General features: G+C 59.0%; 12 protein-coding genes. 7 read left to right on the top strand and 5 right to left on the bottom strand.

The annotated features are described in order from the left end of the window. Positions 1-454 precede the first annotated feature (454 nt). Positions 455-1,207 (bottom strand): carbonic anhydrase, encoded by a 753-nt coding sequence (locus AABM55_RS16685; protein ID WP_347927036.1) that lies wholly within the window; start codon positions 1,205-1,207, stop codon positions 455-457. Between the two features lie 245 nt (positions 1,208-1,452). Between AABM55_RS16685 and AABM55_RS16680 the strand changes: the two genes are divergently transcribed. The 7 genes from AABM55_RS16680 (at position 1,453) to AABM55_RS16650 (ending at position 8,446) form a co-directional block, all read left to right on the top strand. After that, entirely contained in the window at positions 1,453-1,695 is a 243-nt protein-coding gene (locus AABM55_RS16680; RefSeq protein WP_347927035.1) for a DUF1652 domain-containing protein, read from the top strand. Positions 1,696-1,893: 198 nt separating this feature from the next. Further along, positions 1,894-2,124 (top strand): hypothetical protein, encoded by a 231-nt coding sequence (locus AABM55_RS16675; RefSeq protein ID WP_054597742.1) that lies wholly within the window; start codon positions 1,894-1,896, stop codon positions 2,122-2,124. Between the two features lie 97 nt (positions 2,125-2,221). Further along, positions 2,222-2,500, top strand: a complete 279-nt coding sequence (locus AABM55_RS16670; protein ID WP_256585184.1) for a hypothetical protein — start codon at positions 2,222-2,224, stop codon at positions 2,498-2,500. Positions 2,501-2,859: 359 nt separating this feature from the next. Then, a complete protein-coding gene (locus AABM55_RS16665; RefSeq protein ID WP_347927034.1) occupies positions 2,860-5,691 on the top strand; it encodes a xanthine dehydrogenase family protein molybdopterin-binding subunit in 2,832 nt (943 codons plus the stop codon). Beyond that, positions 5,684-6,223, top strand: a complete 540-nt coding sequence (locus AABM55_RS16660) for a (2Fe-2S)-binding protein (protein ID WP_347927033.1) — start codon at positions 5,684-5,686, stop codon at positions 6,221-6,223. The genes AABM55_RS16665 and AABM55_RS16660 overlap by 8 nt, the downstream gene beginning before the upstream one ends. A gap of 2 nt (positions 6,224-6,225) precedes the next feature. Continuing rightward, positions 6,226-7,473 carry a c-type cytochrome gene (locus tag AABM55_RS16655; protein ID WP_347927032.1) on the top strand — a complete coding sequence of 416 codons (1,248 nt, stop codon included), beginning with the start codon at positions 6,226-6,228 and terminating at the stop codon, positions 7,471-7,473. A 1-nt stretch (position 7,474) separates the two neighbouring features. Then, positions 7,475-8,446, top strand: a complete 972-nt coding sequence (locus tag AABM55_RS16650) for an XdhC family protein (protein WP_347927031.1) — start codon at positions 7,475-7,477, stop codon at positions 8,444-8,446. Positions 8,447-8,514: 68 nt separating this feature from the next. Here the strand turns inward: AABM55_RS16650 and AABM55_RS16645 are convergent, their stop codons facing one another. From AABM55_RS16645 to modC, 4 genes are all read right to left on the bottom strand, one after another. Beyond that, the gene (locus AABM55_RS16645; RefSeq protein WP_054597737.1) at positions 8,515-8,745 is read right to left on the bottom strand and encodes a hypothetical protein; all 231 of its coding nucleotides are present in this window, start codon (positions 8,743-8,745) and stop codon (positions 8,515-8,517) included. A 150-nt stretch (positions 8,746-8,895) separates the two neighbouring features. Continuing rightward, on the bottom strand, positions 8,896-9,120 hold the full coding sequence (locus AABM55_RS16640) for a hypothetical protein (protein WP_054598357.1): 225 nt from the start codon (positions 9,118-9,120) through the stop codon (positions 8,896-8,898). A gap of 90 nt (positions 9,121-9,210) precedes the next feature. Continuing rightward, positions 9,211-10,863: an ABC-F family ATP-binding cassette domain-containing protein gene (locus AABM55_RS16635; RefSeq protein WP_347927030.1), complete on the bottom strand. Its 1,653-nt coding sequence runs from the start codon at positions 10,861-10,863 to the stop codon at positions 9,211-9,213. Between the two features lie 181 nt (positions 10,864-11,044). Next, the gene (modC, locus tag AABM55_RS16630) at positions 11,045-12,133 is read right to left on the bottom strand and encodes a molybdenum ABC transporter ATP-binding protein (RefSeq protein ID WP_347927029.1); all 1,089 of its coding nucleotides are present in this window, start codon (positions 12,131-12,133) and stop codon (positions 11,045-11,047) included.

Here is a 12,133-nt window from a genome sequence, read left to right as displayed (position 1 = left end):
AAAAGATGTAAATATCTTGTTACATCTCGAGTGGTGAGCTATTATCGCGCCCGTGTTCACCTACCACGGTTTACGCATTTTTAAGCCCCAAGCGTCCATCAGCTGCTTGGGCTTTTTTTTGCCTGAAATTTGCCGCTGGCTGGTACTGGTTTTGAACATGGGGCGTTTCTAAACTTCTAATACGTATCGACTGCAGGGCGTACGAGAGGTGAGCCATGAGGACCGATCCGCAAGCACCACGTATTAAAAAACCCGCTGAGCCAAGCCGCTCAGGTGAAGCTCGGCAGGACCGCGACGAGCTCCAGCCAGATAATCCGAAAAAGTGGAAGGATGTTCAAAGCGCGGTCGAGAGCGAGCTGGAAACACTGCACGATAAAGCCAGGCCCCTCTAAGTGGCGCTCGCCAGCAAGTACAAGCCATGCATCTCACCGTTGGGTGAGATGCATCTTGCGAATCAGGCAATCAGATCCACTTTGCCGCTGGCCAGGCGATAGATGCCCCCGACAACTTTCAATGTGCCCTTGCTCAGCGCTTCAGTCAGCACAGGTGAGGCTTTCTTGAGGTTGTTTACCGTGTCTTTGACGTTTTGCACGGTCGCGTTCTCGAGAAGATTTCCCGGATCCTTGAGTACCTTCTCGATAGAGGGCCTCAGTGCGTCAGTCAGTTTCTGGATTTGACCGGGGAAAACCGCATTGTCCTTTGTTGCCTTGATGCCGGCATTGAGTGCGCCGCAGTCTTCATGCCCCAGCACCAGAATCAGTGGTGCGCCGAGCACCAGGACCGAGTATTCCAGGCTTGCCAGGCCTTCCTCCGTGACGAAATTGCCCGCGACACGCACCGCGAAAACGTCGCCACGGGCCGTGTCGAACGCGTACTCGGGGGCAATGCGCGAATCAGCACAACTCAATACTGCTACGAACGGGTTCTGGCCGGTGACCAAGGCTTCACGCTCGGCCTTGAAGTCGTGCGTCTTTGAGGTGCCGTTGATATATCGCTTGTTACCGTTTATCAGTCGTTGAAGGGCCTTGTCGGGGCTGATCGCATTTTGTGGTTTTGGAGGCGAAGCCTTTTTCTCGGCGGCCTGGGCGATGCTGTCAGGCAGCACACCGGCAAGCAGCAGGGCGCTGGCGCCTAGTCCTGCAAGCCGGAGAAAACGACGCCGTCCGTCTGCCTCCGGCGCGGAGCTTGAATCACAGGATTCACACATGATTTGTGTACTCGGTATTTGGGTGGGAGTGGCTCGCTATCAAGGGCTAATACTTGCGGGAAACTTCAGCACTTCTGCGTTGGAGTCTAGATGGTTTGCCGGGGCTCGTTTCAGGGGGGGCGCACGTTTACAAAGTGCGAAATACCTAACACTTTGAGCTTAATCCGTTCGCTTTTGCCGGGGTCGGCTAACCTGTAAAGCTTAGGTAACACTCCCGCACACTATCTCCCCATGGACGGAATGCCATGTTTCCTCTTCTTCAGCTTTGCCAGATTGTGGAGTCCGGTTTCTATCCACTCTCGTGCACCTGCACGGTGAATCCCGACGGATCGTTGAGGGTCACGATTGTCGATCCCGAATCCGGACGTGTTGCACTGCTGATCACTGGCGTGTCGACATCGACGCTGACCAGTGTCCGGGAGATCGCCAATTTTATCGGCGAACTGCGTACTGAGTTGAAAGCCGGGCGTAGAGCGTTCGCAGGCTGAGACAACGATCAGGTCAAGCCGCAGTCCGACGATTGGACTTGTACCGAATGATCTGGCGGCAGGCTTGATTCGTCGTGCAAGCGAGGTGGTAAATCTGGGAGTTGCATCCAGTGCACAAGAGGGTTATCAAGTCTTTTGCAGTGGAAACGATTTTCAGAGCGTCGCATCGAGAGATGCCGTGACGCGGAGGGAATTGCCATGTTACTCAACAAACCCGAGCACGAACTGCGCAGCGACTTCCAGAACCTTGCGTCTGATTTGCGATGGTCGGCGGTGGAGCTCAAAGCCATTGCCGAGCGGCTGAGACAGACCGGTAACGAGGTCGATGCCCAGTCATTGCTGAAGACGTGTCAGGTGTTGGAGACCGCCGAAGAACGGCTGGCCCTCTACGCAAGTGAAGTGAAGTCTCATCGAATTCACCTTGAATAAGTGCGGGTCGCCATTACAGCTTGCTCAGGACTGCCAGTATGGCTCTGCGGCGTCATTGCAGATTTCCCGGAGCAATGGAGATTTCCAGGCGTCTCACATGAGGTTGCCGCACAGAGTCAGGAGATATACCCAGTTGAAGGAAAGGCTTTCAGATTTTGCAGTGCTCATATTGATGGTGCTTGGCGGCATTGCGTTGCTGTTCGTTGCTAAATACTGCATTGAATACTTCGTAGGCCCCATTGCTGAATCATGGATCGATCTCGCGCTCGTCCTCTCGGGCTATGTACTGTTCTTTCTTCTTGAACCCATTCGCAAGTCGGTCAGTAAAAAATGGAGTAAAGGGGCGAGACGAAAAAGACACAGTGAGGGAGTGTGAGGGGCGTTGATAAGGCGCTGGCTTGCGTGGGGGGCGGTGATATTTCCGTAACCATGACAACCCTTTCACGAAGTCTTCACTCCGACCGGCCTAAATTGACCTGACTCCTTTGTGATATCCCCTTCAAGCCCGCCCGCATGCGGGCTTTTTTTCGTCCTCAATATTGTCCATTCGTCGACAGGCTCTCCAATGAGTCTGCATAGATTACTTTTGCCGAGGCCTGACAAATTCTATAAAGTTAACCAATAGGTCAGCTTTTCGGCTTTTCAGCCCTTCGCATTGCGAGGAAGGGCTCCTGAGGTTTTCCCTGTACACCATAACGATATGGGCGGAATTCATAACCGTCCAGAGGATGATCCATGTCCAACCGTGATATATCCCGGCGCTCCTTTCTACAGGGCGGGTTGATCGCTGGCGTCAGCGTGACGCTGACCCCGCTCAGCTCCCAGGCATTGGCTGCCTTGATGGAAAACAGCGTGACCGTGCCGTCCGAGCAATGGCTCGGCAACAACGGCAAGGCCCGCATGCGCAACGACTCATTGTCCAAGGTGTGCGGCAGCAAGGTATTTGCCCGCGACATCCGCGCCAAGGACATGCCGGGCTGGCCGCAGCAACAAGGCCACGCGATGCTGCTCAAAACCATTCGCGCCGACCGCATTTATGACGGTTTCGACCTGTCGTTGCTGGGGGCCGAATTGCAGCCTGATCGCATCGTCACGGCTGAAGACCTGGACAAGGACGGCATCGTTTTCCCTGAAGACCACGCGCCCGATCCGCTGCTGCCAACCGGCAAGGTGCCGATGTTCATCGGCCACCCGGTAGCGATCCTGATCTGGAACGACTTCGAGCGTTTCCGCCAGGCCAAGAACATGCTCAAGTTCAACGACAAAGCGATCCGCTACGGCGCCAAGGCGCCGTTTTACACGCGCGATCCTTATGGCAGTTTCCGTTACGTGCGGGTCGGTGGGGCGACCTCGGCAGATGAAGATGAATTCGCCAGCCTGAAGGACTCGATCCTGTTCCCGATGATTCGCGAACGGCGTCCGGTGTGGAACGCCCAGCCGAACCTGCATGGCAACCTGACCGAGCGCGGTCTGTTTTATGCCGATCGCATGAAACAGCAATTGGAAACCCCGCCAGAAGGCTGGATGGTTTTCGACGAGCGCTACAAGACGCCGTCGATTGAACCGGCTGCAATGGAACCCGACAACGGCAATGGCTGGTACGACCCGACGACCAAGACCCTGCATTTTGTCGTCGCGACCCAGTGCCCGCTGGAGGCTGCAACTGAAACCGCGAAGATGATTGCGCCGTCGCGTTTCGGCTTGAGCACGCTGAACATGCACCCTGGCTACACCGTCGGCTACGGCTCCAAAGACCACAACATCTTTGTCTACTACGCGGCGCTGGCGGCGTTGTATGGCGGCGGTGTGCCGGTGCGTCTGGCCAACGACCGTTACGAGCAGTTCCAGAGCGGTATCAAGCGTCATCCGTTCGACATTCGCTACCAGTTGGCCGTCGACAAACAGGATCACAGCTTCAAGATTTTCCGCGCGGACATGAGCGTCGACGGTGGTGGGCGGATCAACTACAGCCCTTCGGTGGCGGCGGTTGGTGCGACAGCCGCACAGTCGATTTACTACATGCCGCAGAACGACCTGCAAGTGACCGCGTACCATTCACGTGGTGTTGAAGCCGGCTCCATGCGGGGCTACGGCACCCTGCAAAGCATGGCCGCCACCGAAATGATGGTGGACGAAATTGCTGATCGGCTGGGCATTGATGCCATCGATCTGCGCAAGAAAAACGTGCTGCTGTCCGGGATGAAAAACACCCAGGGCGCAGTGCCGGCCGGTGCGTTGCGCCTGCATGAAATTCTCGAAAAGGCGGCTGGCAACGAGCTCTGGAAAAACCGTCACGCGTTGAAAAAACAAGAGGACGCCAAGGACCCGGACAACTGGTACGGCATCGGCTTCGCCATTTGCCAGAAAGACTTCGGCACCGGTTCCGAAGCACCGATGGCCAGTATCGAATTCAGCGCTGACGGGCATATCACGCTGCGCCACATCGGCATCGAGATTGGCACCGGCATGTCCACTTCCCAGGCTTTGGTGGTCGCCGATTTCCTCGGCAACCCGGCCAGTGAAGTGAAGACCGGCGAAACCGAATGGAAAGAGCTGCAACTGAGCAGCAGCGGCAACCCGTACCTCATGAGTCAGGCCGAGCAGGACGCCATGCTGCGCAATCCGCGTTGGGTCGGCAAAATTGCCTCGGCGTCGTCGGCAACCAACTCCGCCTATTACTTCAGCCATGCGACCCGTGAAGCGGCGCGTGTGTTGTTCAATCACGGTCTATGGCCGGCCGCCGTCGAAATCTGGCGTCAGGGGCCGTTCGGTGGTCAGGCCAACCCGTATGTGCTGCGCCGCGAAGACGCGCATTGGGTGGACGGTAAACTGACCGCCAACGGCATGGAACCGCTGCCATTTGCGGTGCTGGCCAAACGTGCCCATGAGCGCGGTCTGGTGACTGGCGCGACGGTGCACGGTTTCAACCGCTGGAGCTGGGCCGAGGCGGAGTACAGCATCAATGGCGTGCGCGAGCGTCTACCGCTCGACGGTCTCGCCGTGAAGTATGGCGACGGTGCGCCGAACGCGATCAAGGCGCAGATGAACAGCGCCGGTTTCCACCTGCTGGATCGGCAGAACATTGCCTACCCGGCGACCCAGTTGAACAACGCGGCGGTGACCTATTACAGCCCCGTGGCGACGCTGGTTGAACTGAAAGTGAACAAGGGTTCGGGCGAGGTGAAAGTCCTCAACCATCACTCCTGGCTTGAATGTGGCCGGGTGCTGGTGCCAGAACTGGTCAAGGGCCAGCTCGAGGGCGGGATTGCCATGGGCATCGGCCACGCGCTGCTGGAAGAAATGCCGCTGTACGAAGGTGGACCGGGGGAGGGTGACTGGAACTTCAACCGTTACCGTTTGCCGCGTGCCAAGGACGTCGCGGTCTGGACGCAGACTTCGGAAATCCTCCCGCCATTGTCGCCGAGCGACCCGTCCAAGGGCATCGCCGAAGTGGTGATGATTCCGGTGGTGGGCGCCATCGCCAACGCCGTGGCCCATGCAATCGGCAAACGGGTCCGTGACCTGCCTATCACTCCAGCACGCATCAAGGAGGCCCTCAATGGCTAACCGTCCGCTTCAAATGACCCTCAATGGTCAATCCGTCGGTCCCGTCGAGGTCCCTGATGATCTGCCGATGATCGACTACCTGCACGAATACCGAAACCTCACCGGCTCGCGCCTGGGCTGCGGCCAGGGCATTTGTCACGCCTGCGTGGTAATTGTCGACAACCCCGACGGCACCAGCGAAGAAGTACGCACCTGCATTACCGGCGCGCATTACTTCGAGGGCAAGAAAGTCCGCACCATCGAAGGCCATGCGCGCCGCGATGAAAGTGGCAAGGTCACTGAGCTGAACCCGATCCAGCAACGCTTCGTCGACGAATTCGCCTTCCAGTGCAGCTATTGCGCCCCGGGCTTCGTCAACGCCGCGACCGTACTGGTGGAAAAACTCCAGCGTCAGCCGATCAGCAAAAGCCAACTGGAAGCAGTTATCGAAGACAGCCTCGGCAACCACATTTGCCGCTGCACCGGCTACGTGCGCTATTACAGCGCCACGCGCCACGTGTTGACCGATCTCGGCCTGGTCAAGGAGGGTTGAGCATGAAGCGACTACTTTCCAGTCTTGGCACGGCGGTTGGCCTGGCCGTTTCGCTGATGGCGATCCAGCAGGCCCAGGCAGCCGATCAGCAGCAGATCAAGCGCGGTGAATACCTGGCGCGGGCGGCGGACTGCATGGCTTGCCACACCGCACCCGGTGGCGCGCCTTACGCGGGCGGCCTGCCGATCGTGTCACCGTTCGGCACCATTTATGGCACCAATATCACCCCGGACAAAGACCACGGGATCGGCCAGTACAGCGATGACGAATTCTTCGCTGCGCTGACCGAAGGCAAGCGTCGTGACGGCGCCAACCTGTACCCGGCGATGCCATACACCTCGTATCACCTGATGCCGCGTGAAGACTCCGACGCCATCCACGCGTACCTGCAGACAGTCGCGCCGATCAACCGTGCTGCACCGGTCACCCGCCTGAGCTTTCCGTTCAACGTGCGTCTGGGGTTGATGGGCTGGAACATGCTCTACGGCAAGGACGTGAAACTGACGCCGGCTGAAGGCAAAAGTGAAGACTGGAAACGCGGCCAGTACCTGGTCGACGTACTCGGTCACTGTGGCGAATGCCACACGCCGCGTGGTTTGCCCGGCGCGATGCAACAAGACAAACGCTTGACCGGCGGCCTGCTCAATGGCTATCTGGCGCCGAGCTTGCTCGCCAATGATCTGGCGGCACGCGGCTGGACGCATCAGGACCTGAGTTCTTTCCTCAAGCACGGCATGAGCGCTCAAGGTACGATGTTCAACGAGATGTTCCCGGTGTTTCATAACAGCACCCAGAACCTCAATGAGCCGGATCTGGCGTCCATGGCGATTTTCCTGCTCGGCGACCCGCCACCGCAAGCGCGGGTGTTGAGCGAAGTGCCGTTGGACAAAATGACCGAAAGCGCCCGGCGCGGCCGTCAGGATTACCTGAACGTTTGCGCCGGTTGCCATGGCGTCAACGGCGAGGGCAAGCCGCACATCGCGGTGGCGATGCAAGGCAACACCACGTTGCGCCTGGAAGATCCACGCAACCTGTTGCGGGTGATTGAAGACGGAATTGGCGAGCAAAAATTTGCCGGCTTTGAGCGCATGCAACCGATGCCGGGTTTCGCCGACAAGTTGAGCAATCAACAAATGACGGACCTGATCAGCTATTTGCGTCAGGCCTGGGGCGGTCAACCGGCTGATCTGTTGATCGGCCAGATCGAGCAATTGAAGGCAGATGCTCCCGTTGAGCACAAGGCACACTGATATGCAGCATCTTGACCTGCAAGTGGTTCGGCGAGCGTTGGTCTGGTCCAGCGCTGGTCAGCGTGTATGGCTCTGCAGCGTGCTCGGCACCTACGGCTCGGCGCCTCGTGCGCCGGGCTCGATGTTGGCGGTCAACGACAGCGGGCAATGGATTGGCTCGTTGTCGGGCGGCTGCGTCGAGGACGACTTTCTGGCGCGCATGGCCGAAGGGGCGTTCCTCGACGCCGTTTCGGTGGTGCGTTACGGCGAGGGCGATGATCCGCGTTCCACGATAAAACTGCCCTGCGGCGGGTTGCTCGACGTACTGGTGGAAAAGCTTGAACCTGAGTGCGAGGTCCAGGCCCATCTGCGCGAACTGGAGTCCGCGTTGCTGGGGCAGCGTCGTTTGATTCGCGAAGTGAATCTGGCCAGCGGCGCACGCAGTCTACTGGTTGACCGTGAACACGGGCCGCGTATCGAACGGGAAATCGACCGGGTGCGTGTGCGTGTCGGTGCGGCCCAACGCTTGTTGCTCGCCGGTTATTCCAGCGTGTCCCAGGCGTGTGCCGAGTTTGCGGTGGGGCTGGGTTTCGAAGTGATTCTGTGCGATCCGCGTGATGAAGTCCTCGATGGTGTGGTCCTTGAGAACGTGGAGATTCGTCGCGAGTTGCCGTCGATGTTCATCGCCAATGGTGGTTGCCACAGCGATACCGCCGTGGTGGCGCTGACACACGATCCGCGCATCGACGACCTGGCCATGATGGAAGCGGTGCGCACCGAGGCGTTTTACATCGGTGTGATGGGCTCCATGCAAACCTCGCAAAAGCGCTTTGAGCGTTTACGGCGTATCGGTGGTTTGGGCGAAGCTGAGCTGGCCCGTATTCACGCGCCGATTGGGCTTAATCTGGGCAGCAAGACACCCGCGGAAATCGCCTTGGCGGTGCTCGCCGATATTCTGCGCATTCGCAGTGGTATAGCTCGGGATCAACTCTGAAAAACAGCGTGTCGGTGTGCTGCCGATCCCTGGCGAGTCCCGACTTCAGCATATGAGCCGGGACTTGCTTAGCGGAATCGAGGCAGTGGCCGGTCGACAGGTTTGAGTGATGTCAGCGCGTTCTGAATCAGCGGGGCATCTTTCTCGATGTCTTGCAGACGGTCGCGAATTTTCATCGCGGTGGGGTGGCCGCCATGGATATCGACCCAGTCGGCGATTTCCTTGCAGGCAGCCGCCAAGCGCGCCTGACGTGAGTCGAGCAGGGTCAGCAAGGTAGTGATGGACTCTTTTTCGGACATGAGAAACACCTCCGTATCAGAGAAGCTTTTGATCGAGCAACAAAACGCTCGCCGGGCGCGAGCGTTTGCCGATGGGGGTGCCGATCCTTCAGCTGGAATCAGTATAGACCCGCAATGCCAATGGCAGCGGAGCCACGTGCAGCCTGGGTTTCAGACTTTGCGCGAGACCCGCGAGCTGGCGGCATTGAGCCGTCGGCACTCCTTCATGGCATCTTCCATACGCTCATAACCGTCACCGATAAAGCCGCCACCCGTGCGTGTATCGGCGATCCGGTACCAGACCGCCGTTATCGGCTGCTGACCAGACACTTCACCCGCACGGCGACCCTGAACGGTGGCCTTGTTGCAACGCTTCACAACGAATATGTCTTCCATGGCGTCACCGGACGCTCCAGTCATGTACACATCAACTATAGAAGCAAGTTGAAAAGGTGCAAAAGCGGTCTGTGCTGTTCGTCGCTTGATTCAATGCTCAGACCGCGCTTCGACACGTTGCAGGTTCCACCCCGTAGGCTGCCAGTGCAAGGTATGCGTGGGCGCCAGGGCCCGCAGGAATTCGGTGTCATGGGAGGCGGCAATGAGCGCTCCGGGAAAGTCGCGTAATGCCTGTTCCAGTGCCTGCACAGACGCAAGGTCGAGGTGATTGGTCGGCTCGTCGAGCAACAGCAACTGGGCCGGGTTTTCTCGCCATAATGCGATGGCAATAGCCGCTTTCAGACGTTCGCCACCGCTGAGCAGGCGAGTCGGCACGTTCACCCGCACAGCGTCCAGTTGCAGTTGGGCCAGCCGGCTGCGCACCGAGCCTTCCGATAGCGGTGTGTCGAGCAGGTTCAACTGCTCGACGATGGAGCGTTCTGGATCGAGCAACTCCAATCGTTGGTCAAGGTAAGCGTTGGGCACGTGGGTCAGGCAATCACCGCTGACAGGGTTGCAGTGCGCTGCGAGCATTTTCAGCAAGGTGGATTTTCCGCAGCCGTTCGGCCCACTGAGCGCAATGCGCACAGGGCCTGCAAGTGAAATAGTGAGGAATGTCGTTGGCGCCTCGGGTGCCAGCCAGGGCAGTTGCGCGTCGATCAGTGTGATCACCTGTCGGTTGGCCGGCACAGCGGTTCCCGGCAGGGTCATCAGCACCGGCTCTGACGGTTTAATCCGTGCGTTGGCCTCCCGTACCTGCTCATTCATCGCTGATTTGTGGGCCTGATGAGCGTGACGTACGTGGCCCATGATCTCGGTGGCCGCACCTTTCATCCTGGCGCGTTCGAAGCGTGAGACGTTGGCAGTTTCAGCGTTTTTGCGTGATCCGGCAGCGCGTCGCTGAATGGTGTCGTGTTCGCGCTGTAGCCGTTTCAGCTCGCGACTGCGCAGGGTGCGGTTGTGCTCAAGGGCTGCATGCGCCGCAGCTTGCTCGACTTCGCGCTGCTCAAGGTAAGCCGCATGATTACCACCAAAGACCTGCACACCCAGTGCGCTGAGTTCGACGATGCGTTGAAGGCTGTTGAGCAGCGTCCGATCATGGCTGACCACGATCACCCCTCCGCGCCAGTGTTCGAGCCGGTCCATTAGCCAGCGGCGGCCGTCAACATCCAGATGGTTGGTTGGCTCATCCAGCACCAGCAAATCGGCCTGGCTGAGGAATGCGCCGATCAGTGCGATGCGGGCACGTTGGCCGCCGCTGAGGGCGTCCATAGGGTGTTGCACCGTCAGCTCTGGCAGGCCGGCTTCATCGAGCAACAGGCGCAATTGTTCGGGCAGATCCCAGCGTTCAGCCGCCTGTTCAAGGTCTTGGGTGGATGCGCTGCCGCTGGCCAGCCGGGCGAGCGCATCGAGTGTCTCGGCGATACCCGCCGCTTGCGCAACGCTCTGGCCGCTGATCGCAATCGGCTCTTGCGCCACATAGGCGACGCTGCCAAAGCGGCTGAGTGTGCCGGAAGCGGGCGTCAAGTCGCCGGCAATCAGTCGGGCAAGCACGGATTTGCCGACGCCGTTACGGCCAACAATGCCGGTGGGACGATGATCGAAGTGCAGGTTCAGGGAGTCGAACAGTGTTTCGCCATTGGCGAGCTGATAGGACAGTCGGTTCAGGGTTACGAGCGCAGGCAGACGCGTGACGTGAGTCATGGCACCTCCAAAAAATGTCGAAAAGACCAACAAGTGCCGGTGGCAGCTTGTTGCGCATACATTTTTGAAAGGCTTAGTTGTTCACGTCGAAAGGTCATCCGGCATAGGGGAGAGGCGGCTAGCCTAGCTCAAAAGACTTTCCCCTTACAACGCTTATGGTCTTGTTGCACGCCCCAGCCGTTTACGCGAGGACCGCCACCGCCTTGATTTGCGCCCATAGTTGCTGGCCGGGATGCAGTTGCAAGTGATCGCGGGAGTAGCGGGTGATGCGCGCGAGCAACGGTGTTCCCGAAGCGTCCAGGCGTACCAGCACATGGGCGGCGTTGTCCGCGGAAATTTCGCTGGTGACTGTCACTGGCAGGCGATTGAGGATGCTGCTCAGTTCACCGCCCTGAAGACTCAGGCTGACATCGCGAGCCTGGACTTTGACGCGCAACAACTTGCCCACGGCCATAGGCGAATGCGCGACCCGCACATTCAATTGGCTGCGGGGCAGTTGCAGGGTCAGCAGTTGGTAATGGGCGTCGTAGTCCGTCACTTGACCCTCGATCACTACGCCGGCGTCGTCGCCCAAGGCCAGTGGCAGGTCGAGCCGCGCAAGCGTTTCGCCGATGGGCCCGCTGGCCAGGGCTTTGCCGTAGCTCAGCAGGACAATGTGGTCGGCCAGTCGTGCGACCTCATCCTGCGAGTGACTGACGTACAGCACCGGGATTTCCAGTTCGTCGTGCAGCCGTTCGAGGTACGGCAGGATTTCGCTTTTGCGCTGCGAGTCCAGCGCGGCCAGTGGCTCGTCCATCAACAGCAGTTTCGGGCTGGTGAGCAACGCCCGGGCAATACCGACCCGTTGGCGCTCGCCGCCCGAGAGGTGTTGTGGATGTCGGCCGAGCAAGTGGCTGATTCCCAGCAGTTCGGTGGCGTGGGCCATGTCGACCCGGCGTTGCTGGCGTGGAATACGCCGCAGGCCAAATTCCAGGTTGGCCAGCACCGACAGATGGGGAAACAGACTGGCCTCCTGAAACACATAACCCAGCGCCCGTTTGTGCGGGGCGACAAAGAGTTTTTTGTCGCTGTCCTGCCAGATTTCATCATTGATCTGGATAAAGCCTTGTTCGGCCTTTTCCAGTCCGGCAATGCAGCGCAGGCAGGTGGTTTTGCCCGAGCCGGAATGACCGTACAGCGCCGTGACGCCGCGGCCGGGCAGGTGCAGGTCGACGTCCAGGGAAAAATCCGGGTAGCTCAGTTTCAGCCGAGCGTGAATCGTTGAGGTCAT

The organism is Pseudomonas helvetica (assembly GCF_039908645.1).
Lineage (GTDB): Bacteria > Pseudomonadota > Gammaproteobacteria > Pseudomonadales > Pseudomonadaceae > Aquipseudomonas > Aquipseudomonas helvetica.
The sequence above is the reverse complement of the archived record's forward strand: the minus strand, read 5'-3'. Positions and strand labels throughout refer to the sequence as shown.

Bases quoted from the DNA above. Each gene is read 5' to 3' on its own strand.
- AABM55_RS16685 (WP_347927036.1), bottom strand. From the start codon at position 1,207: ATGTGTGAATCCTGTGATTCAAGCTCCGCGCCGGAGGCAGACGGACGG.
- AABM55_RS16680 (WP_347927035.1), top strand. From the start codon at position 1,453: ATGTTTCCTCTTCTTCAGCTTTGCCAGATTGTGGAGTCCGGTTTCTAT.
- AABM55_RS16675 (WP_054597742.1), top strand. From the start codon at position 1,894: ATGTTACTCAACAAACCCGAGCACGAACTGCGCAGCGACTTCCAGAAC.
- AABM55_RS16670 (WP_256585184.1), top strand. From the start codon at position 2,222: ATGAGGTTGCCGCACAGAGTCAGGAGATATACCCAGTTGAAGGAAAGG.
- AABM55_RS16665 (WP_347927034.1), top strand. From the start codon at position 2,860: ATGTCCAACCGTGATATATCCCGGCGCTCCTTTCTACAGGGCGGGTTG.
- AABM55_RS16660 (WP_347927033.1), top strand. From the start codon at position 5,684: ATGGCTAACCGTCCGCTTCAAATGACCCTCAATGGTCAATCCGTCGGT.
- AABM55_RS16655 (WP_347927032.1), top strand. From the start codon at position 6,226: ATGAAGCGACTACTTTCCAGTCTTGGCACGGCGGTTGGCCTGGCCGTT.
- AABM55_RS16650 (WP_347927031.1), top strand. From the start codon at position 7,475: ATGCAGCATCTTGACCTGCAAGTGGTTCGGCGAGCGTTGGTCTGGTCC.
- AABM55_RS16645 (WP_054597737.1), bottom strand. From the start codon at position 8,745: ATGTCCGAAAAAGAGTCCATCACTACCTTGCTGACCCTGCTCGACTCA.
- AABM55_RS16640 (WP_054598357.1), bottom strand. From the start codon at position 9,120: ATGGAAGACATATTCGTTGTGAAGCGTTGCAACAAGGCCACCGTTCAG.
- AABM55_RS16635 (WP_347927030.1), bottom strand. From the start codon at position 10,863: ATGACTCACGTCACGCGTCTGCCTGCGCTCGTAACCCTGAACCGACTG.
- modC (WP_347927029.1), bottom strand. From the start codon at position 12,133: ATGACCTCAACGATTCACGCTCGGCTGAAACTGAGCTACCCGGATTTT.